Below are 20,490 nucleotides of genomic sequence, written 5' to 3'. Positions count from 1 at the left end.
CTCTTTTTCGCCGGAGCGGCGGACCGCCGTTTATTTCGCCAGCTCGTAGATCGCCTGCGCGTAAATGGCGGTCGCTTTCACCAAATCGTCGATTTCGATATACTCATCTTTCTGGTGGGCGACATCCGGACGGCCCGGAAACAACGCGCCAAACGCCACCCCGGCGGTCAAGGCGCGGGCGTATGTGCCGCCGCCGATGGCCAAAAGCCGGGCCGGCTCGCCCGTCTGCTCTTCGTAGACGCGCTGAAGCGTGCGGACAAGCTCGTGGCTCGGATCGATATAATGAGGCTTCGTATCGCTGAAACGGCTGAGCGCGAATCCATGTTCAGCCGCAGCGCCGGCGAGCGTCCGGCGGATCGCGTCGCCGTCGGCCGTCACCGGATAGCGGATGTTCAGCCCAATCGTTCCGCCATGCCGCCGGTCATACGACAGCACCCCGACGTTGACGGTCAAGTCGCCGCTTTGTTCGTCCCGATACGCAAGGCCGAGCCGCCGGCCGCGGGCATCGCCGAAAAAGGCGGAGGTCACAAACTGAACGAACGGCCGGCTTCGGCCATCGAGCGGAAGCGACGCCAAAAACTGCGCCAAATAGACGCCGGCGTTTTTGCCGCGCTCCGGCTCGGCGCCATGAGCGGACATCCCTTCCAATTGAAAGACGACGGCCCCTTCGCTTTGCCTGATGCTCCCCTTTACGCCGCGCTCTCGGCAAAACTGTTCATAGAGGCCAAGCAGCTCCTCCGTCCGTCCCGCTCCTTCCACCACCGCTTCGGCCGCATCCGGCACCATATTGTAGCGGCGCCCGGCTTGGAATGAGGCAAGCGCGAGCCCTTCCGCCTCCGCCGATTCAGGCGGGCGGTACGACAAATCGGCGTCAATGATTCCTTTTTCGGCATGAATGATCGGAAAATCAGCATCCGGCGCAAACCCGACATCCGGCATTTCTTCCCGCTGAAAATAATGAGCGACGCAACGCCAATCGCTTTCCTCGTCGCCGCCGAGGATAAGCCGCACCCGCTTGCGGAGCGGCAAGCCGAGTTCTTTGACGATTTTCAAGGCGTAAAACGCCGCGACGGTCGGCCCTTTGTCATCGATCGCCCCGCGCCCATAAAGGCAGCCATCCTTGACCTCAGCAGCAAACGGATCAACGGACCAGCCGTCCCCTGCCGGCACGACGTCCAGATGGCCGAGCACGCCGATGAGCTTCTCCCCTTCTCCCATTTCGATATGACCGGCATAGCCGTCGACGTTTTTAATGCGAAATCCTTCTTCTTGACCGCGAGTTAACATGTAATCGAGCGCCTCCGCCACCTTCGGGCCAAACGGCGCCCCCGGTTTCGCCCCGCCGTCATCGCGGACGCTCGGAATGCGGACAAGCGCTTGCACGTCGCGGACAAGATCGTCTTTTCGTTTCTTCGCTTCGTTCATCCAGTCGATGTTCAACGCCCTTCTTCCTTTCCTTATTCAACACCCTTTGTTGCCAACGTATCATATCAAAAACAGGAAGTCAAAATGTTTCATTCGTTGCAAATCGATTTCCATTTCATGACAAAATGTTGAAATTTTTCGTGAATAGAGGCAACCGGGTAGCATTTTCCCTCTCATTTCGTGTACAATGGTAGTAAACAGACAAAGACATCTCTCATCTGCTAGCGGTCGGTTGTGCCATGCGAATGATGCTAAGATAGGGAGTGGTCTTTTGAAACCTTCAACACATCGGATGCTTACCCGCATCAAATCCGTGTATATGTACATTAGCGAAAAAGGAACGGTTACGACCCAAGAGCTTGTTGATGAGTTCGGCACCACCCCACGAACGATCCAGCGCGACTTAAACGTGCTTATGTACAACGATCTCGTTCGCAGCCCAAGCAAGGGCAAATGGACGACCACAAACAAAAAAGTGCGCATCTCTTCGTAAACCCGGTGCCAATAGGGTAGGCAAGATGGGAGATGAACGCGAACCATTTTTCCACAGATGGATATCCACTATTTTTCCATAAAAAAGGAACCGCGTCAGGTTCCTTTTTTTTCGTCCGTCTCTGGCCGGTATTGCTTCAACATGTCCACCTCTTCGTCCGTCAATTCCCGATACTCACCGACCGCCAAATCCGGGTCAAGCGGCAGCGGCCCCATTTGAATTCGTTTTAAATACACGACCCGCTTGCCGACCGCTTGGAACATCCGCTTCACTTGATGGAACTTCCCTTCGGTGATCGTCACCTCGACATCGGAACGAAGGCCGGATTTCAACACAACGAGCTTGGCCGGCTTTGTTTCATAGCCGTCATCAAGGACGACGCCGCGCTGAAACGCCGCGACATCCGCTTCCGTCACGTCCCCGTCCACGACGGCAAAATACGTTTTCGGCACGTGTTTTTTCGGCGACAACAGCTGATGGGCGAGCTGACCATCGTTCGTCAAGAGCAGCAGCCCTTCCGTATCTTTGTCAAGCCGCCCGACCGGAAACGGGGAAAATGCCCGGTCTTCTTCTTCAAGCAAATCGACGACCGTCTCTTCCACGGCATCTTCCGTCGCGGAAACGACCCCCGAAGGCTTATTCATCATCAAGTAAATGAATGGCTTGTACTCGACCGTTTCTCCCCAAACGGTCACGATTTGCTCATCCGGCCGCACTTTCGTTTTCGCATCACGGACCGGCGCGCCGTCCACTTTCACCGCTCCGGACTTGAGCAGCTTTTTCACTTCCTTCCTCGTCCCATACCCCATATGGGCGAGCAGCTTGTCAATGCGCAGCTCCACAAATCTCCCTCCTAAAAATATGGCCTTCATTAGGCGTTCATCTAGTCCGCTTCCGCCTTCCCCCCATACACTGTGAAGGAAACATCAAGAAGGGGGATTTGCCGATGAATGAATATTACTATTATGTCCCAACGTTGGATGATTACCGTCAACAGCTGCCAGCCAGCCAATTTTGGCCCGGATACCCAGGCGGGCCATTCGCCAACTGGGCGCGGCGCATCGAACGGCTTGAGCGGGCCGTCGAACGGCTCGACCGCCGGCTCGACCGAGTGGAAAGCCGCCTCGATCGCATCGAACGCCGGCTCGGCCTGTCGTAAGCGAAATGGAGAAAGAAGGCGGGGACGACCGCCTTCTTCTTTTTTTGCCGCAAGCCGAACGGCATGGGGGAGGGCGAAAAACAGCCGTCGTCGAACCCTTTCGCTCGGGCGCCGCGATGTTCGCAAGAAGCGCCGTCCGCCGGGCTCCCGGCCTAAACGAGCCGCTTCTAGGAAACGGCCGTCCGGTCAACGGCCGATCCCCCCATACACCCTCGTCTACGATACCGCCTTTTTCTCTTTCCGGCGCCAAAACGCAAACCGGTCGCCAAACAGCGCCGAAAACAACCCGGAGCGGATGCTGAGAAACAAGTAGACGGCCGCCCCGACCGCTGCGCCGATGGAAACAGCGCCCACCGATTCAGCGGTGCCGGCGCGGTAATCGATCCATCGGGACGCCAGCGCCTCGACCCCCATAACCGCCGCTGACATCGCCGCCGTCAAGATGGCCATAAACGCCGTCCGGCGGGCGACAAACCGATAGCGGTAGCGCGTGCGCCGCTGAATGACCCATAAGTTGAACGCGACCGAGACGAAATAGCCCGCCATCGTGGCCGCAATGGCTCCGACGGCCGACCATTTCATAATGAGCGGCGTGTTGAGCAAAAGCTTCACAAGCAAGCCGGCTGTCAAACTGACGACCGTAAACCGCTGCTCGTTGATGCCTTGCATGATGGCGGCCGTCACGGAAAACAAAGCGTACAAAATCGCCGCCGGCGCATACCAGCGCAACACTTGTTCACCAAGCGGATCATAGCTGTAAAACGAGCTGTACACCGGACCGGCGAGCACCGCCATGCCGACCACCGCCGGGAGCGTTAAAAACATGAGCACTTGAAACGTCTGGTTCAAGTATTGCCGCAGCGCTTTCCGATCTTGCGCGACATACGCTTTCGTAATCGTCGGGATGAGCGCCAAGCTGAACGAGGTCGCGAGCGTCACTGGTATGATGACGAGCTTTTGCGCCCATATGTTGAACACGGAATACGCGTGCTCCGAGATGTTCCCGCGGCCCGCCGCCGCCATCGCGTGATTGAACGTAAACTGATCGACGAGCTGGTACAGCGACATCGACAAGCCGACAAAAACAAACGGAATCGAAGAAAGAAGCAGCTCTTTATACATCGCCAAAAGCGACACGTCCGCTTCGCCGCGGTCACGCGCAAGCAGCGACTGCAAATACGGACGCCGCTTCCACCAATAGACAAGCAACACCAAAAGCCCCGCCGCCGCCCCGACAAACGCGGCAAACGTCGCCGCGCTTACAGCGGAGACGATCGAGCCGTCCATCAGGCGCAAAATGACGTAGCACGCCCCAAGCAAAAAAGCGATGCGCGCGATTTGTTCGACGACTTGCGACAGCGCCGTCGGGCCCATCGACTCATGTCCTTGGAAAAATCCGCGGATCAAGCTCATCACCGGCACGATGAGGAGCGCAAAGCTGACCGCGCGGATGACGGCCGTGACGTCGTCGACCGAGTTGACGTTCGTTTTCGCATCGATGACGTGCGGCGCCAAGATGGGCGCCAGGGCGTACAAAATGAGCCATGAGGCGATGCCGCTTGCGATCATCAAGACAAGGCCGGAGCGAAAGAGCCGATAGCCGACGCCGTATTCCCCAAGCGCGTTGTATTTCGACACAAACTTTGACACCGCCACCGGCAGCCCGCCGGTCGCCAAGCTCAAAAAAATTTGGTACGGCACATAGCCGTATCCGTACAGCGCCCCGCCACGCTCGCCGACAAGATGGTAAAACGGGATGACGTAAAATAAACCAAGAAGGCGAGAAATCATCACGCCAGCCGTTAAAATAAACGTGCCGCGCAGCAGTTTCGATGTTGACATATGACCCCTTCCCTAGCCATGGACGTTGAAAATGACAACGTATCTATTTTACCATAGTTGTCAATGGAACGAAAAATATCGGCCACGCGCAGAAAGAAAGGGTGGAATGAACATGGGATACGACGTCATCATCATCGGCGGCGGTCCGTCCGGGCTCATGGCGGCCATCGGCGCCGGCGAAGAAGGGGCGAAAGTGCTCTTGTTGGAAAAAGGAACGAAACTCGGGCGCAAGCTCGCCATCTCCGGCGGCGGGCGCTGCAACGTGACGAATCGGCTGCCGGTGGATGAAATGGTCCGCCATATTCCCGGCAACGGCCGCTTTTTATACAGCGCCTTTTCCGTATTTAACAATGAAGACATCATCCGCTTTTTTGAGCGGCTCGGCGTGCCGCTCAAGGAGGAAGACCACGGCCGCATGTTTCCTAAAAGCGACAGCGCCCAGTCGGTCGTCGACGCGCTTGTTCGCGAATTGTCGCGCCTTGGCGTCGATGTTCGGCTTGAATCGCCAGTGGCGGACGTGTTGTATGAACAAGGAAAAACAGTCGGTGTCACGCTGAAAAGCGGGGAGACGATCCACGCCCGTGCGGTTGTCGTCGCCGTCGGCGGCAAATCGGTGCCGCAAACCGGCTCAACAGGCGACGGCTATCCGTGGGCGGAAAAAGCGGGTCACACGGTGACCGAACTGTTTCCAACCGAAGTTCCGATCGTCTCGCATGAGCCGTTCATCAAAGAGCGGACGCTGCAAGGCTTGTCGCTGCGCGACGTCGCGTTAAGCGTCTTAAAGCCGAACGGCAAGCCGATCATCACCCACCGGATGGATATGCTGTTTACGCACTTCGGCATTTCCGGCCCAGCTGCTCTCCGCTGCAGCCAGTTTGTCGTTAAGGCGTTGAAAAAAGCGGCGGACGGCGCGGTCAAAATGAGCATCGACGCGCTTCCGGACGTGACGCAGGAAGAACTGTTTCAACAGTTCGCCAAGCTGTGCAAAGAGGAGCCGAAAAAGGCGATGAAAACGATCGCCAAAACGGTGCTTCCCGAGCGGTACGCCGTCTTTTTGCTCGAGCGGGCCGGCATCGACCCGCACGCCTCTGCCGGCACGGTCGGCCATGAGGCGCTGCGGGCGTTTGTCCGACAGTGCAAACAATTTACCTTTTACGTCCACGGCACGCTGCCGCTTGAGAAAGCATTCGTCACCGGCGGCGGCGTGTCGGTCAAAGAAATTGAGCCGAAGACAATGGCCTCCAAATGCATGGCCGGCCTTTACTTTTGTGGGGAAATTTTGGACATTCACGGCTACACGGGCGGCTACAACATCACCGCCGCCCTTGTCACCGGGCGGCTCGCCGGCGTGAACGCCGCCCGCTATGCATTGGCGGAAAAAAACGGGGCGAGCGGCTCCGCGGGGCAGACAGCAACGAATTGACCGCCGTCCTCATGCCCCTCGGGTGCTCCGGGGCGTTCGCTGACATTCCGACAACGCCCGTCTTCAAGGCGGGCGATCGCAAAATTTCGCCGCCTGAAATGGAAATGCCGCAACGAAAAAAGCGTCGCCCGCTTTGGGGGGATCAGCACGAAAACGGCCAAAGAATCCCGCAGTCTGGAGCCGTGTGAAGTGTCAAGTCCGGTAAATGACCATGGCGGAAAAACAGTAGATTTGCTCGCCTTCCGATTCCATCGCCGCCACACTGTACTTGACATCGATCAACTGTCCGTCTTTCAATCGGGCTAAAAAATCATTGACCGCCGCTTCCAAATCTTTTTCATGCTCTTTATCAAACACTTTCACTTTGTACATCGCCATTCCCCCGTTTTCTTTTTCCTTTTCCACGCATTTAGGGAAAATCCTGCCCACAAAAGGCGTCACGCGCCCTCGAACAGCGGGACGCGTGACGTCAGAAACTTCATCATCTTTGGCGAGGGGACCCCGACTTCTAAGCGAGAGCGAAAGTCGGGGAGGAATCGCCCTTCCTCCTTTCTTTTGTATATGATAGAATAAGAATGTGGAGAAAACCGTTGAATCAAGGCACTCCAATCCCCGTTACTCGATGTAGGGAGTTGGTTGCAGGAAACGTTGCAACCGTAAAACATCGAGCGTACATCCGTCTGTTGTGCGTGGAAGTCAAGTACTGCCTACAGACATGCCGAGCCACTCGGTAGCGATATAGGCATGACCTATGTCGTTGGGTAGTCGTCAACCTGCCCCTGATGCAACCCCAAGTCAAGGAAGGAGGACGAAGTCCGTTCGCACTTCTGGGGAGTTGCAAGCCCCCGCTTCAAGCGTTAGCTAAGTGGGGGTAGTTGACTCGTCTTAATACACTCCAACCGCATTGAACGCCTGTTTCACCGAGTTGACTTCTTGGCTTGTCGACCCGTACAAATCAGCGGCCGCTTGCACGCAGGCGGCGCGCAGCTGGCTGAAGTTCGACGTCGGCGTCAAATAGTAGACAAGCGCCCGGTAGAAAATTTTCCCCATTTTGTCGCGGCCAATGCCGGTGACGCTTACGCCGTAATGGACGCCGCCTTGGCTGAGCAAGTACGCCGCTTTATTGATGATGCCGCTGTTTGTATGGACTCCTCCATTGTCTTGTGTGCCGGTGTACCGTTTGGAATAATGATCCGGATCGCCGTATTTCGCCGGATCCGACATGGAGCGAAGCGCGTCGCCGGCAATTCCCGGCGTGTAAATGTCTTCGCCGATCTCCCAGTCCGGGTTGCGGTTGGCGTAGAACTCCACGAGCGTGCCGAAAATATCGGACATCGCTTCATTGATGGCGCCGGATTCGTTTTGGTAAACAAGCCCGGCCGTATAATCCGTCACCGCATGGGTCAGCTCATGCCCAACGACGTCAATGCCGCCGGAAAACGGCAAAAACGTCTGTCCGTCGCCATCGCCGTACACCATTTGCGAACCGTTCCAAAACGCGTTGTTGTAGCCGCGGCCGTAATGGACGGTCGAACGGATGGCGGCGTTGCTGCCGTCATAGCTCAGCCGGCCGTGCACATTTTTGTAGTAATCATACACGACACCGGCGTAATAATGGGCGTCCACGGCCGCCGCGTCATAGCTGGCGAAAAATTGGTTGTCGACATCGGCCCATAAGCTGCCGGGCAAAACGGTGCGGTTTCGTCCGTCATACGTAAAAATGCCGCTGCCGCGCGTATTGTCTTGCAAATAGTAGTAGCCATAATACGAGGAATACGTCGGCCTGCGACAAAACAGCCAAAGTGAAACACGACCGACAGCGAAGCTGCCAAGCGAAAAAACGATTGATCTTTATGCAAGCGCCGACAAGTAAGCCAAATCGGCCTCCTCCCCGCTCGTTTTCCATTCCCCCTTCAACAACTCTTCTGCCTTTTGATAACAATGCAAGGCGTCGTCATATTTTTCTTGACAATAATATAAAAGCCCAAAAAACTTCCAATACTTTTTTTTCTTGCATCACACTTTGGTACTAAAACAAAATGGAAAAAGCGCCCCAAAAAGCTGGGACGCTTTTTCGCTCCTACCCCGCAAGCGGACCGGGGAAGCGCAAGCCGCCGACGCATGAAAAGGCCCGCGGCAGCCAGCCATTCCTCTGCCTCTTGACTGAACGGGGCCGTTCGGATGGATCCATTTCCCATCCGCTGACACGTTCCGTCGTTTTGGTCTCGACAAAAACGGGATCACTTGGATGACGGCCCGCCGCCATGCCCTGTTCTTTGAGCCGGAAGCGCTTATCGCTTCGGCACTGTTTCGCCTTCCCACTCGAGCATGCCGCCCGTCATGTTGCGGACGCGATAGCCAAGCTCTTGCAAGTAGCGGCAGACGTTTTCGCTCCGCCGTCCGGAGCGGCAGACGAAAATATATTCTTCGTTGCGGTCGAATTCCTCAAGCCGATCGGGGATGTCGCCCATTTTAATATGTTTGGCGCCGGGGATCATGCCGAGGGCGACTTCCTCGTCTTCGCGCACATCGACAATGTTCAGCTTTTCCCCGCGTTCGAGTTTTTCTTTCACTTCAGCCGGCGTGATTTCCTTGATCTCTTCCATGGCAGATCGACCCCTTTCGTTGGTGGATAGGGAGCGGGCCGAAGCCCGCCCTCATCATCAGTTGGCGACGATATTGACGAGCTTGCCGGGGACGGCGATCACTTTGCGCACGGTTTTGCCCTCAAGCTGCTCTTTGATTTTTTCATCGGCGAGCGCCCGCTCCTCGAGCGCTTCTTTTGGCAAGTCAACTGGCACGTGCAAGCGCGACCGCACTTTGCCGTTGATTTGCACGACGATTTCCACGACGTCTTCCACAAGCTTCGTTTCATCATACGTCGGCCACGGTTCATAGGCGATCGTGTCCGTGTGGCCAAGCTTTTGCCACAGCTCCTCGCCGATGTGCGGGCAGACCGGCGACAAGAGCTTGACGAAGCCTTCCATGTATTCTTTTTTCATTTGCTCCGCTTTGTACGCTTCGTTGATGAACACCATAAGCTGCGAAATGGCGGTGTTAAAGCGCAAGGATTCGTAGTCTTCCGTCACTTTTTTCACCGTTTGGTGATAGATGCGCTCGAGCGTATCGTTTGCCGGTTCGTCGACAATGTTCGGGTTCAGTTCGCCATTCTCGGTGACAAAGAGCCTCCAGACGCGGTCGAGAAAGCGCCGCGCCCCGTCAAGCCCTTTCGTCGACCAAGCGATCGACGCCTCAAGCGGCCCCATGAACATTTCATACAGCCGCAAGGTGTCGGCCCCATGGCTTTCGATGATGTCGTCCGGGTTGACGACATTGCCTTTTGATTTGCTCATTTTTTCGTTGTTTTCGCCTAAAATCATCCCTTGGTTGAACAGCTTTTGGAACGGTTCTTTCGTCGGCACGATGCCAAGGTCATAAAGAAACTTATGCCAGAAGCGGGCATAAAGCAAATGCAAGACCGCGTGCTCCGCCCCGCCGATGTAGACGTCGACCGGCAGCCACTTTTTCAGCTTTTCCGGATCGGCGAGCTGCTTGTCGTTGTGCGGGTCGATGTAGCGCAAATAATACCAGCAGCTTCCAGCCCATTGCGGCATCGTGTTCGTTTCGCGCCGCCCTTTTTTCCCGGTTTTCGGGTCGACAACATTGACCCATTCTTCGATGTTGGCCAGCGGCGACTCGCCCGTTCCCGACGGACGGATTTCATCCGTTTTCGGCAACACAAGCGGCAATTCCTCTTCCGGCACCGGCGTCATCGTGCCGTCTTCCCAATGGATGATCGGAATCGGCTCGCCCCAGTAGCGCTGGCGGCTGAACAGCCAGTCGCGCAGCCGGTACGACACTTTTTTCCGCCCTTTGCCATGCTCCTCAAGCCAGGCGATCATTTTGTCGATCGCTTCCTGCTTGTTCAAGCCGTTTAAAAACTCGGAGTTGATATGCTCACCATCTCCGGTGTACGCTTCCTTTTCGATATTCCCGCCGGCAACGACTTCTTTGATCGGCAAGTGGAATGTTTTCGCGAATTCATAGTCGCGCTCGTCGTGCGCCGGCACGGCCATGATCGCCCCAGTGCCGTAGCCCATCAAGACGTAGTCAGCGATCCAAATCGGAAGCCGATCGCCGGTGACCGGGTGAATGGCGTACGCGCCGGTGAACACGCCCGTTTTTTCTTTCGCCAAATCGGTGCGCTCAAGATCGCTTTTCCGCTCAACTTCCTGCAAATACGCCTCAACGGCCGGTTTTTGCTCCGGCGTTGTGATTTTTTCCACGAGCGGATGCTCCGGCGCCAAGACGGTGTACGTCGCGCCAAACAGCGTATCGGGCCGCGTCGTGAAGACGGTGAACGTTTCGTCATGGCCGTCGACGGCGAACTCGATTTCCGCTCCCTCCGAACGGCCAATCCAGTTGCGCTGCATTTCCTTAATGCTTTCCGGCCAGTCGAGCTCTTCTAAGTCTTCGAGCAGCCGGTCGGCGTAGGCGGTGATTTTCAACACCCATTGCCGCATCGGCTTGCGAATGACCGGATGTCCGCCGCGCTCGCTCCGGCCGTTGATGACCTCCTCGTTCGCCAGCACGGTGCCGAGCGCCGGGCACCAGTTGACCGGCACTTCATCCATGTAGGCGAGCCCTTTTTCATACAGCTTCAAGAAAATCCATTGCGTCCATTTGTAATAATTCGGGTCGGTCGTGTTGATTTCACGGTCCCAGTCGTATGAGAACCCGAGCGATTTGATCTGCCGGCGGAAGTTGTCGATGTTTTTTTGCGTAAACTCCGCCGGGTCGTTTCCGGTGTCAAGCGCATATTGCTCGGCCGGCAGCCCAAATGCGTCCCAGCCCATCGGGTGAAGGACGTTGTACCCTTGCATCCGCTTCATGCGCGCCAAAATGTCGGTTGCCGTATATCCTTCCGGATGGCCGACGTGCAAGCCGGCGCCGGACGGATACGGGAACATGTCGAGCACATAAAACTTCGGCTTGTCGTCATCATCGGGCGTGCGGAACGTTTTGTTTTTCTCCCAATAGTCCTGCCATTTTTGTTCAATTTCGCGGTGGTTGAAGCTCATCTCAGCACTCCTCCTATCCAGTTCTACTTGCATCATAGACGAAAATATGTACAAAAAAACCCCCCATCCCCACAGCAAAGGGACGAGAGGCGCGCTTCCCGCGGTACCACCCTTTTTGGCGCGCCAAACGGCGCACCCGCTTTGTTCCTTAACGCAGATTCACGGCCGGCGTTATCGGCCGCAGCCGTTCACGCCGGCAACTCCGAGGCGAGTTCGCGGATTGACTTCGGTTGACTCGCACCGACCGTCAACTCTCTGCCGTCCATCAAGCCCGCTACTATTCCTCTTCACCGTTGTTCGCTTTATGATGACAAATTTATTATTATTGTAAAAAATTTGTCGATCGATTGCAAGCGGAAAACTAGACGGTCACAGCCGTTTTTTCCCCCGCCTTTTCCGCCCGCTTCGGCAGCCCCCGGTCATACACGAGCGCCGAGCCGGCGGCCAGCAGAGCGAAGGCGACAAGCAATCCGATGAGCGGTTTCATTCCGAACGCATCGGCGACCCACCCGCCGAGGACCGGCCCGATCATCCGTCCAGCCGTGGCCGTGCCGTTGACGATCCCTTGGTAAAACCCGGCTCTCCCCAGCGGCGCCAGCTCGTTCACCGCCGCCGGAATCGCCGGCCAGACGATCATTTCGGCGATCGTGAGCACAACCATCGACGTCGCAAATTGCAAAAGTGAATCCGCGCCAAACAATATCGCAAACGAGATGGTGAAAACGGCGAACCCGATGGCGATCTGCCGCTTCATCCCCGGCATAAAGCGGCGGACCAACGGCGCCAACAGCGGCTGGCCGAGCACGATCAAGGCGCCGTTGATCGTCCAAAGCAAGCTGTAGTGATGAACCGGAATGGAAAGCTCGCGCGTATAGGCGGCGATCGTCGTCGACCATTGGACGTAGCTCATCCAGCATAATCCATAGCCGGCGCAAAGAAGGACAAGGGCGCGGATGTGCGCCCGGGGCGCCCCGTCCCCCGTTCGGCGCTTCCGCTCTTTTCTCCGCAGCGGCGGCAGCGGCATGCGCCGCAGCCCAATGACGACCGTCGCCAAAAAAGCGGCATACAGCCAAACGTTCGCCCAAAACACGAGCGCAAACGAATGCGAGGCGACAACGCCGCCAAGCGCCGAGCCGGCGGCGACGCCGATGTTTTGCGCCACATACAAGGCGTTGAATGCCCGCCGTCCCCCTTCCGGCCAAACCGCCCCGACATACGCCGACGCCGCCGGAAAGACGACGCCGTTGCCGATGCCGACAAGCGCCAGCCAGACGGCATAATGCGGCCAACCATGCCAGACGCCCAAACCGGCAAGCGCCGCCATCGTCAGGCACGCTCCGGACACGAGCGTGCGAAACCCGCCGATCCGGTCAAACAACATGCCACCGAGCAAGCTGCCGATGACGCTGCCGCCGGAGTTGAGCATCAGCACCGCTCCCGCTACGGCGAGCGGCTGGCCGAGCTGTTCATGCAAATAAATGGTATTTAGCGGCCATAAAAACGACGCTCCTGTGACATTGAGCGCCATGCCGACAAGCAGCCACCAAAGAGCGCGGGGCATCGGTCATCATCCTTTTCGTCTGCTATTTCGACTCCCAAACTAATTGTATGTGGGAAAGCGAAAAAAAGCAATCAAAAAAAAGAGGGCGGCATGGCGCCCTCACGGACAGCGGCGCATCACCCGTTCCGCTGCTTGGAGCGGGCCGGCTGGCCACCTGTTTGTTCATACTGTTTTTTCGCCAGTTTCACCGGATCAAAGTCTTGGCCGAGTTCCAAATCGTTGTTGTTGTGACCGTTGCGCGTTTTTTGCTCCGGGTTCGTTTGTTTCAGACGTCGCTTCATTCCTTGTTCCTCCTTGTGTTCGCCATCAAGCAGACAGCCGCCCTGCGGTTGCTTTCCGTTTCACCGGTCAGGCAACATCCGCTTGTTATGCACCAGGACCTTCGATAGCGGCCATCGTGCAAAGCTCTTGTTTCATCGGTCAAGCAAGATCATCTCGTTTTGCAGCTGCTCAAGCTGAAGCCGCATCCGATGCAGCTGTTCGCGCTGCTGGGCGTTGCAACTTCGCGCCAAGTGAGCCAAATCGTTGACTGTCTGCTCAAGCATTTGCTGGGCGTTTGTGTATTCCGTGATGTTGTAGTGCTCTTGCTTTTGCGCTTCCGTATATTGTTCTTTCGCAAAGCGGATGACGTCTTCGCACCGCTGCAAAAATTCTTCCACCGATTGTCTTGTCGCCATGCGCTCACCTCTTTTCATGATGTTCCCTCATCTTTACTATGCGCCGACGCTTTCATCTGTATCACGTCAATGATTGGCAACAGTCGCTTTTTGCCGCCATCCGTGGTACAATGCAAGGATGATGCCATTTCAGCACAAGGAGAGAACGGCCGTGACAAACGCAATCCCATTTCCATATGCCGCCGACGGAAAACGGTATCACACATGGAACTGCCATTTGCGGCAAACGTTCGGCCAAAACGTGTTCAAAGTCGCCCTTGACGGCAGGTTTGACTGCCCGAACCGCGACGGGACGGTGACGTATGGCGACTGCACGTTTTGCAGCGCCGCCAGATCGGGCGATTTTGGCCCGATGTGGAGCGTCAACAAATGGGAAGGGCTAAACGCCATTGACGCTGAACTCAAGCGGCGGGACAGCTTTCAAGGAAAGCGGCGCGAACAGGGGGTGGCAAACGCATGGCCATCATGAATATTTTGCCGTTTGCCCGTTTTTTGCTAGACGGCGCGCTCGAAGAAGGCGACATCGCCGTCGATGCGACGGTTGGCAACGGCCATGACACCGTCTTTTTAGCCGAGCTCGTCGGGGAGCGCGGGCATGTGTTTGGTTTTGATATTCAAGCCGAAGCGATCGCGGCGGCCAGAGCCCGCCTCGCCGAACACGGGCTGGACGGGCGGGTGACGCTGTTTCAGACAAGCCATAGCCTGCTGCTCGAAACGCTCCCCGACTCCGTTCACGGACGCATCGCCGGCGCCGTGTTCAACCTCGGCTATTTGCCGGGCGGCAATAAGCAAATCGCCACCAAGCCGGAATCGACGATCGAAGCGGTCCGCCAGTTGCTTTCCGTCATGAAGCCGGGCGGCGTCATCGTTCTTGTCGTCTACCACGGCCATCCGGAAGGAAAGCGCGAACGCGACGCGCTCCTTGATTACGTCCGCTTTCTTGATCAACGGCGCGTCCATGCCTTGAAATACGAATTCATCAATCGGCAAAACAACCCGCCGTTTTTGATCGCACTCGAGAATCGGGCGGATGGGGGCGCCTGATTCCGTCCGATCCGCCGACGAACCACTGCTCTCGCCAGTACAAGCAAACGGCTGCCCTTACGAAAAGGACAGCCGTTTTTGTTGCTCCTGCCAAAAGCGGTACGCTTTTCCGTTCCAATAAAAAAACATCGACGCCGCCCCGCCGGCGCGGACGAGCCGGCGCGCCAGCCGGTGCAGACCGCGTTGCTTTTTCACCTTGGCATCCGACAAATACAACCCAAGAAGCCCTCGGTGAATAAGGCGGTGAAACTGGCCGTGCGGAAGGGCGCCGACATGGCGGTCGGCCTCTTCGATGAAATGGCAAAGCCGCTCAAGCATCACCGTTTCATTCGGATAGTAAAAGCAAAAATTCAAATCGCCGCCGGCTCGATCTTCCTCTTGATCGATCAAATAGTCGAGCAAAATGTGCAGCCCTTGAATGTATGGAAAATAACCGTCGCGCACTTGTCTCGCCATCTCCAGCGGCAGCGATTCGCCAAACGCATAGGCGACGAGACAGAAAATGCCGAGCGTCGAACCGGAGCAGGCGGAAAACTCATACCACTCCATCGGCGGCAAGGCGTCTTTGTATTGCGCGAACCATTTCTCCAACCGCGGCACCCGCTCGCTCGCTTCGACATGTTTATGTACTTGCAAGTCGCAATAATATCCGGCCAACTCATGTAAAAACGGGGCGATCGTCTCATAATGGCGCACCGTCTCGAGCACCTCTTGGCACGTGCGGACGAGCGCCGGCAAATAGCCGCCGTCTTCCTGCTCGCGGCGATGGCGGTAATAGTTCGACGGCTCGGCGCCGATTGTCAACGCGTCCGGCATTGAATCGTGCAAGGCGCGAAAGTCGAGCGGATCAAGCGAGGTGCTGCGGTCGCACAAATTATCCAAATAATCGCTGATCGTCTGGTAAGCCACGATAAAGCGGATGCAATCCTCCATGTTTTCTCCGGCCAAAAGCGCCAAAATGGAGCCGCCTTCGCAATGGAACGTTTTCGACGCGATGCTCGCCAAGGCCTGGCGCCGAAGCTCCGGGTCGGGAATGCGCTCGGCCTGGCGCCGCCAATAGGCAAGCTCGCGGTGGACAAGCGGAAGCACGTCACGATACACCATTTTCATCAAGGAGATGGGGTTTTTCGGAATGTTCAATCGGCTCACCTCAGGTGCAAACACCATGGTCTCGTCTCCTAGCATTTCCATCTTATCGGCAACCAAAATTGTTTCGCGTCTGAACAGCTTGCGATCTCGTCTTCCAGTATTGCCATCAATGCGGCCGGGGCAAACCATAAAAGGGTTGGCGACGGAGTGAAAAAGCCGCTCAACAACGGTTCTTCTCACGTTGAGAAGCTTTGTGAAATCGGATCTTCTTCCCCGATCCCAACCACTCATCGGGCGAAACGAAACGTTTTTCACCAATCCCGATTAGGCGCGCTCGCTTTCGTTGGCGATTTGGACGCAGCGTTGTACAATACATGGTGAACGATCGATTTTGCAACAGAAAGGAACGAACGCCCATGATCTATCCGTACAAAGGAAAAACGCCGCAAATCGCCGCCTCCGCCTTTATCGCCGACTATGTGACGATCACCGGCGATGTCGTGATCGGCGAAGAGACGAGCATTTGGTTCAATACCGTCATCCGCGGCGACGTGGCGCCGACGGTGATCGGCAACCGGGTCAATATCCAAGATAACTCAATTTTGCATCAAAGTCCAAACAATCCGCTTATCATTGAAGACGGGGTGACGGTCGGCCATCAAGTCATTTTGCACAGCGCCATCGTTCGCAAAAACGCGCTCATCGGCATGGGCTCAATCATTTTGGACCGCGCGGAAATCGGGGAAGGCGCGTTTATCGGCGCCGGCAGTTTAGTGCCGCCGGGCAAAAAAATTCCGCCCAACACGCTCGCCCTCGGCCGCCCGGCCAAAGTCGTCCGCGAACTGACGGAAGACGACCTCCGCGAAATGGAGCGCATCCGCCGCGAATATGTGGAAAAAGGGCAATATTACAAAGCGCTGCAGCAAGCCGCGCGTCCTCACGAACAAGAGCTGCCGTAATCCGGCAGCTCTTGTTCTGTTGCGTTTGCCGACGCCTGAAACGACTCGCGCATCCGCGCCGTCCGGCCTTACTTGTTCGCCAGCGCCAGCGCTTGTTCTCTCAGCGTCGTCGCTTTATCAGTGCGCTCCCACGGCAAGTCGATGTCCGTACGCCCGAAATGCCCGTAAGCGGCCGTCTGTTTGTAAATCGGGCGGCGCAGGTCAAGCATTTTGATGATGCCCGCCGGGCGGAGATCGAAGTTGCTGCGCACGACCTCAATCAAAATGTCTTCCGACACTTTGCCGGTGCCGAACGTATCAATGGAAATCGATACCGGACGGGCGACGCCGATCGCGTAGGCGAGCTGCACTTCGCATTTGTCGGCCAGTCCTGCCGCAACGATGTTTTTCGCCACATAGCGGGCCGCATACGCCGCCGAGCGGTCGACTTTCGTCGGGTCTTTGCCCGAGAACGCGCCGCCGCCATGGCGGGCGTAGCCGCCGTACGTGTCGACAATGATTTTCCGCCCCGTCAGCCCAGCATCCCCTTGCGGACCGCCGATGACAAACCGTCCTGTCGGGTTGATGAAATAGTTCGTGTTCTCATCAAGCAGCTCGGCCGGCACGACCGGTTTGATGACATGCTCCTTAATGTCGCGCTCGATTTGCTCTTGCGTAATTTCCGGATGGTGCTGCGCGGACACGACGATCGTATCGACGCGCACCGGTTTGCCGTTTTCATCGTATTCGATCGTCACTTGCGTTTTCCCGTCCGGCCGCAAGTACGGCAAGACGTCCGTTTTACGCACTTCCGCCAATCGACGCGCCAAGCGGTGCGCAAGCGAAATCGGCAGCGGCATCAATTCTTCCGTCTCATTGCAGGCGAACCCAAACATCAATCCTTGGTCGCCGGCGCCGATCGCTTCAATTTCCTCGTCAGTCATCTGACCTTCGCGCGCCTCAAGCGCCCGGTCCACCCCCATCGCAATGTCTGGCGACTGTTCGTCAATCGACGTCAGCACCGCGCACGTATCGGCGTCAAATCCGTATTTGGCGCGCGTGTAGCCGATCTCCCGGACCGTATCGCGGACGATGCGCGGAATGTCCACGTACGTTGATGTTGTGATTTCCCCACTCACGAGCACCAGCCCGGTCGTCACGCTCGTTTCGCAAGCGACACGGGCGTTCGGGTCTTTTTCCAAAATGGCATCCAAAATGGCATCAGAAATTTGGTCGCAAATTTTATCCGGATGTCCTTCTGTCACAGACTCTGACGTAAACAAGCGGCGTTTGGCTGACATTCGGTTTGTTTCCTCCTCTTAACATAATGTGGCGACACGGAACTCATTTCCCTTTTTCCCTTCGCAATATAAAAAACCTTTCCTGTAACGGCTGAGGAAAGGTCATGGCAATCGTATTGCTTCCTTTCACTCTTATCGTTCAAGGACTGCGCCTTGCCACAGGTTAGCACCATTTCACACATGTCCAGTTGTGACGGTTGCTGGGCTTCATCGGGCCTGTCCCTCCACCGGCTCGGGATAAGAGTATCCGTTCAATGAATTATCTTATCGCAATTGAAGGAACAAAGTCAACCGCAGAAGTGAATTTTTTATCATCCCGCTTCCGCGCACGAACCCAAGCAAAGGAGGAATGAGCGCCTTTCCCTTGCCTCCATAAAACAAAGGGAAGCTAAACGCAGCCCCTTTCTTTTGTATAGGAGGGGAGCGCGTCTATATAAACGTGCCGCTTCCGGCTGCATGCTTGAACAAGACGAGGCGGATTTGGCAAACGTATTGCCGATTTGGGTCATCACTGCCTGCTTCCTTAATAGCAAGACAGTAAGACAACCCGGGAACGGCCGCCTCCCGCTTGAAGCACAGGCGGGAGAGCGTGCAAAATCTGAAAAATAGGCAAAATAAGTTCAAAAAAACCCACACAATTAGTATGGACTATTAATAAAAATGTGTTATACTATTTTCAAGAGTGATTACAAAAAGAAGGCAGGTTGTGAACATGGGGATCGCAAACATGACAAATAAGCTGGATGTATTGCTGCAAAAACCGTACGTACATCACCAATTGTCCGTCGCCGAGCTCGTCGAGAAAGTATTGCAGCGGAACGAAGGACGGCTGACCCACACCGGGGCGGTTGCCGTGACAACCGGCAAGTACACGGGGCGGTCGCCGAAAGACAAATACATCGTCGAAGAACCGTCCACGAAGCAAACGATCGACTGGGGAACGGTCAACCAGCCGATGTCTCCGGAAACGTTTGAGAAACTGTACGACAAAGTGCTCGATTATTTAATGAAACAAGATGAACTGTTCGTCTTTAAAGGCTTTGCCGGCGCCGATCCGAAATACCGGCTGCCGATTCAAGTCGTCAACGAATTCGCCTGGCACAACTTGTTCGTCCATCAGCTGTTCATCCGCCCGAGCGCCGAGGAGCTCGCCGCGCACGAGCCGCAATTCACCGTCATTTGCGCGCCGAACTTTAAAGCCGACCCGAAGGTGGACGGGACGCGCTCGGAAGCGTTCATCATCATCTCGTTTGAACGGCGCACCGTGTTGATCGGCGGCACCGAGTATGCCGGCGAAATGAAAAAATCGATTTTCTCGGTCATGAACTATGTGCTGCCGGAACAAGGCATCCTGCCGATGCACTGCTCGGCCAACGTCGGGCAGGAAGGCGACGTCGCCCTCTTTTTCGGCTTGTCGGGAACGGGAAAAACGACGCTCTCGACCGACCCGAACCGCCGCTTGATCGGCGATGACGAACACGGTTGGTCAAGCCGCGGCATTTTCAACATCGAAGGCGGCTGCTATGCGAAATGCATCAACCTATCGCGCGAGAAAGAGCCGCAAATTTTTGACGCCATCGGCTTCGGCGCGGTGCTCGAAAACGTCGTTCTCGATGACGCGACGCGGGTGCCGAATTACGACGACGGCACGCTGACGGAAAACACACGCGCCGCCTACCCGCTTCAGGCGATCCAAAACATCATCGACCCGAGCGTCGCCGGCCATCCGTCCACGATCGTGTTTTTGACAGCCGATGCGTTCGGCGTCCTGCCGCCGATCAGCAAGCTGACGCGTGAACAGGCGATGTACCATTTCTTAAGCGGCTACACAAGCAAACTCGCCGGCACCGAACGCGGCGTCACCGAACCGGAAGCAACGTTCTCAACGTGCTTCGGCGCACCGTTTTTGCCGCGCCCGGCCGTCGAATACGCGGAAATGCTCGGGCAAAAAATCGCCGAACACAACGTCCGCGTCTTTTTGGTCAACACCGGCTGGACAGGGGGGCCGTACGGCGTCGGCAGCCGCATGAAGCTCGCCTACACCCGGGCGATGGTGCAAGCCGCCGTCGAAGGGGAGCTGGACAACGTCGAAACGGTGCAAGACCCGATTTTCGGCCTCGCCATCCCAACCCACGTCCCCGGCGTGCCGGATGACGTCCTGCAGCCGCAAAACACATGGGCTGACAAACAAGCATACGAACAAAAAGCAAAAGAGCTAGCGCAAAAATTCCGCGCCAACTTCCAAAAATTCGCCCACATCGATCCGTCCATCGAAAAACTCGGCGGACCGCTCGTGTAACAAGAACCCGGCCGGACAGGGAACCGTTCCCTGTCCGGCTGTTTTTTATTTCTTTCCTTGTACAGCCTTTTTTGCAAGTCACGGCTAATGAATCCTTTGTCCCCAAAGTTATACGGGTGGGGAATTTGGGTCATCACGCTTTCGGCTGCGATTCGATC

The 20,490-nt window shown here is 56.4% G+C and carries 17 protein-coding genes, 3 pseudogenes, 1 riboswitch and 1 other annotated feature; of the genes and pseudogenes, 7 read left to right on the top strand and 13 right to left on the bottom strand.

Annotation, left to right across the window (positions count from 1 at the left end; translation table 11 throughout):
* Positions 1 to 30: 30 nt before the first annotated feature.
* The gene (gene pepV / locus CV945_RS06445) at positions 31 to 1,440 is read right to left on the bottom strand and encodes a dipeptidase PepV (RefSeq protein ID WP_100659387.1); all 1,410 of its coding nucleotides are present in this window, start codon (positions 1,438 to 1,440) and stop codon (positions 31 to 33) included.
* A 256-nt stretch (positions 1,441 to 1,696) separates the two neighbouring features.
* On the opposite strand from pepV, the gene CV945_RS06440 reads away from it, so the two are divergent.
* Positions 1,697 to 1,918 carry a DeoR family transcriptional regulator gene (locus tag CV945_RS06440; RefSeq protein WP_008880936.1) on the top strand — a complete coding sequence of 74 codons (222 nt, stop codon included), beginning with the start codon at positions 1,697 to 1,699 and terminating at the stop codon, positions 1,916 to 1,918.
* A 95-nt stretch (positions 1,919 to 2,013) separates the two neighbouring features.
* On the opposite strand, the gene CV945_RS06435 is transcribed toward CV945_RS06440, so the two are convergent.
* Positions 2,014 to 2,760, bottom strand: a complete 747-nt coding sequence (locus tag CV945_RS06435; protein WP_100659386.1) for a pseudouridine synthase — start codon at positions 2,758 to 2,760, stop codon at positions 2,014 to 2,016.
* Positions 2,761 to 2,864: 104 nt separating this feature from the next.
* Between CV945_RS06435 and CV945_RS06430 the strand changes: the two genes are divergently transcribed.
* Positions 2,865 to 3,077 carry a hypothetical protein gene (locus tag CV945_RS06430; protein ID WP_100659385.1) on the top strand — a complete coding sequence of 71 codons (213 nt, stop codon included), beginning with the start codon at positions 2,865 to 2,867 and terminating at the stop codon, positions 3,075 to 3,077.
* Between the two features lie 216 nt (positions 3,078 to 3,293).
* On the opposite strand, the gene CV945_RS06425 is transcribed toward CV945_RS06430, so the two are convergent.
* Positions 3,294 to 4,919: a putative polysaccharide biosynthesis protein gene (locus CV945_RS06425; RefSeq protein WP_100659384.1), complete on the bottom strand. Its 1,626-nt coding sequence runs from the start codon at positions 4,917 to 4,919 to the stop codon at positions 3,294 to 3,296.
* Positions 4,920 to 5,031: 112 nt separating this feature from the next.
* Between CV945_RS06425 and CV945_RS06420 the strand changes: the two genes are divergently transcribed.
* On the top strand, positions 5,032 to 6,342 hold the full coding sequence (locus CV945_RS06420; protein WP_100659383.1) for a BaiN/RdsA family NAD(P)/FAD-dependent oxidoreductase: 1,311 nt from the start codon (positions 5,032 to 5,034) through the stop codon (positions 6,340 to 6,342).
* 192 nt (positions 6,343 to 6,534) lie between these two features.
* On the opposite strand, the gene CV945_RS06410 is transcribed toward CV945_RS06420, so the two are convergent.
* From CV945_RS06410 to CV945_RS06370, 7 genes and pseudogenes are all read right to left on the bottom strand, one after another.
* On the bottom strand, positions 6,535 to 6,714 hold the full coding sequence (locus CV945_RS06410) for a sporulation protein Cse60 (protein ID WP_008880941.1): 180 nt from the start codon (positions 6,712 to 6,714) through the stop codon (positions 6,535 to 6,537).
* A gap of 513 nt (positions 6,715 to 7,227) precedes the next feature.
* Positions 7,228 to 8,097: pseudogene (locus tag CV945_RS06400) on the bottom strand (M4 family metallopeptidase); the annotation flags it as partial.
* Positions 8,098 to 8,633: 536 nt separating this feature from the next.
* Positions 8,634 to 8,948, bottom strand: coding sequence for a rhodanese-like domain-containing protein (locus CV945_RS06390; protein WP_013144427.1), 315 nt, complete (start codon positions 8,946 to 8,948; stop codon positions 8,634 to 8,636).
* A gap of 57 nt (positions 8,949 to 9,005) precedes the next feature.
* Positions 9,006 to 11,423: a leucine--tRNA ligase gene (leuS, locus tag CV945_RS06385; protein ID WP_100659382.1), complete on the bottom strand. Its 2,418-nt coding sequence runs from the start codon at positions 11,421 to 11,423 to the stop codon at positions 9,006 to 9,008.
* 75 nt (positions 11,424 to 11,498) lie between these two features.
* Positions 11,499 to 11,723: a binding site (T-box leader), on the bottom strand.
* 61 nt (positions 11,724 to 11,784) lie between these two features.
* Entirely contained in the window at positions 11,785 to 12,984 is a 1,200-nt protein-coding gene (locus tag CV945_RS06380; protein WP_063329857.1) for an MDR family MFS transporter, read from the bottom strand.
* Positions 12,985 to 13,100: 116 nt separating this feature from the next.
* The gene (locus tag CV945_RS06375; RefSeq protein WP_033009817.1) at positions 13,101 to 13,265 is read right to left on the bottom strand and encodes a hypothetical protein; all 165 of its coding nucleotides are present in this window, start codon (positions 13,263 to 13,265) and stop codon (positions 13,101 to 13,103) included.
* A gap of 132 nt (positions 13,266 to 13,397) precedes the next feature.
* Entirely contained in the window at positions 13,398 to 13,661 is a 264-nt protein-coding gene (locus CV945_RS06370; RefSeq protein WP_033009819.1) for a YtzC family protein, read from the bottom strand.
* Between the two features lie 121 nt (positions 13,662 to 13,782).
* Between CV945_RS06370 and CV945_RS06365 the strand changes: the two are divergent.
* Positions 13,783 to 14,007: pseudogene (locus CV945_RS06365) on the top strand (hypothetical protein); the annotation flags it as partial.
* Between the two features lie 110 nt (positions 14,008 to 14,117).
* Entirely contained in the window at positions 14,118 to 14,705 is a 588-nt protein-coding gene (mnmM, locus tag CV945_RS06360) for a tRNA 5-(aminomethyl)-2-thiouridylate-methyltransferase MnmM (RefSeq protein ID WP_063329858.1), read from the top strand.
* Positions 14,706 to 14,762: 57 nt separating this feature from the next.
* Here the strand turns inward: mnmM and CV945_RS06355 are convergent, their stop codons facing one another.
* Complete coding sequence (locus CV945_RS06355; protein WP_082825807.1) at positions 14,763 to 15,872, bottom strand: tetraprenyl-beta-curcumene synthase family protein; 1,110 nt, start codon at positions 15,870 to 15,872, stop codon at positions 14,763 to 14,765.
* A gap of 338 nt (positions 15,873 to 16,210) precedes the next feature.
* Between CV945_RS06355 and CV945_RS06350 the strand changes: the two genes are divergently transcribed.
* Positions 16,211 to 16,753, top strand: a complete 543-nt coding sequence (locus CV945_RS06350) for a gamma carbonic anhydrase (RefSeq protein WP_063329859.1) — start codon at positions 16,211 to 16,213, stop codon at positions 16,751 to 16,753.
* A gap of 68 nt (positions 16,754 to 16,821) precedes the next feature.
* Here CV945_RS06350 and metK read toward each other — a convergent pair whose 3' ends face one another.
* The gene (metK, locus tag CV945_RS06345) at positions 16,822 to 18,033 is read right to left on the bottom strand and encodes a methionine adenosyltransferase (protein ID WP_033009825.1); all 1,212 of its coding nucleotides are present in this window, start codon (positions 18,031 to 18,033) and stop codon (positions 16,822 to 16,824) included.
* Positions 18,034 to 18,162: 129 nt separating this feature from the next.
* Positions 18,163 to 18,277: riboswitch (SAM riboswitch) on the bottom strand.
* A gap of 468 nt (positions 18,278 to 18,745) precedes the next feature.
* On the opposite strand from metK, the gene pckA reads away from it, so the two are divergent.
* Complete coding sequence (pckA, locus tag CV945_RS06340) at positions 18,746 to 20,332, top strand: phosphoenolpyruvate carboxykinase (ATP) (protein ID WP_100659381.1); 1,587 nt, start codon at positions 18,746 to 18,748, stop codon at positions 20,330 to 20,332.
* Between the two features lie 53 nt (positions 20,333 to 20,385).
* Here pckA and CV945_RS06335 read toward each other — a convergent pair.
* Positions 20,386 to 20,490: pseudogene (locus CV945_RS06335) on the bottom strand (IS982 family transposase); the annotation flags it as partial.

The organism is Geobacillus sp. Manikaran-105 (genome assembly GCF_002809955.1).
GTDB lineage: Bacteria > Bacillota > Bacilli > Bacillales > Anoxybacillaceae > Geobacillus > Geobacillus thermophilus.
The sequence above is the reverse complement of the archived record's forward strand: the minus strand, read 5'-3'. Positions and strand labels throughout refer to the sequence as shown.

Bases quoted from the DNA above. Each gene is read 5' to 3' on its own strand.
- CV945_RS06430 (WP_100659385.1), top strand. From the start codon at position 2,865: ATGAATGAATATTACTATTATGTCCCAACGTTGGATGATTACCGTCAA.
- CV945_RS06425 (WP_100659384.1), bottom strand. From the start codon at position 4,919: ATGTCAACATCGAAACTGCTGCGCGGCACGTTTATTTTAACGGCTGGC.
- CV945_RS06420 (WP_100659383.1), top strand. From the start codon at position 5,032: ATGGGATACGACGTCATCATCATCGGCGGCGGTCCGTCCGGGCTCATG.
- CV945_RS06410 (WP_008880941.1), bottom strand. From the start codon at position 6,714: ATGTACAAAGTGAAAGTGTTTGATAAAGAGCATGAAAAAGATTTGGAA.
- CV945_RS06390 (WP_013144427.1), bottom strand. From the start codon at position 8,948: ATGGAAGAGATCAAGGAAATCACGCCGGCTGAAGTGAAAGAAAAACTC.
- leuS (WP_100659382.1), bottom strand. From the start codon at position 11,423: ATGAGCTTCAACCACCGCGAAATTGAACAAAAATGGCAGGACTATTGG.
- CV945_RS06380 (WP_063329857.1), bottom strand. From the start codon at position 12,984: ATGCCCCGCGCTCTTTGGTGGCTGCTTGTCGGCATGGCGCTCAATGTC.
- CV945_RS06375 (WP_033009817.1), bottom strand. From the start codon at position 13,265: ATGAAGCGACGTCTGAAACAAACGAACCCGGAGCAAAAAACGCGCAAC.
- CV945_RS06370 (WP_033009819.1), bottom strand. From the start codon at position 13,661: ATGGCGACAAGACAATCGGTGGAAGAATTTTTGCAGCGGTGCGAAGAC.
- mnmM (WP_063329858.1), top strand. From the start codon at position 14,118: ATGGCCATCATGAATATTTTGCCGTTTGCCCGTTTTTTGCTAGACGGC.
- CV945_RS06355 (WP_082825807.1), bottom strand. From the start codon at position 15,872: ATGGTGTTTGCACCTGAGGTGAGCCGATTGAACATTCCGAAAAACCCC.
- CV945_RS06350 (WP_063329859.1), top strand. From the start codon at position 16,211: ATGATCTATCCGTACAAAGGAAAAACGCCGCAAATCGCCGCCTCCGCC.
- metK (WP_033009825.1), bottom strand. From the start codon at position 18,033: ATGTCAGCCAAACGCCGCTTGTTTACGTCAGAGTCTGTGACAGAAGGA.
- pckA (WP_100659381.1), top strand. From the start codon at position 18,746: ATGGGGATCGCAAACATGACAAATAAGCTGGATGTATTGCTGCAAAAA.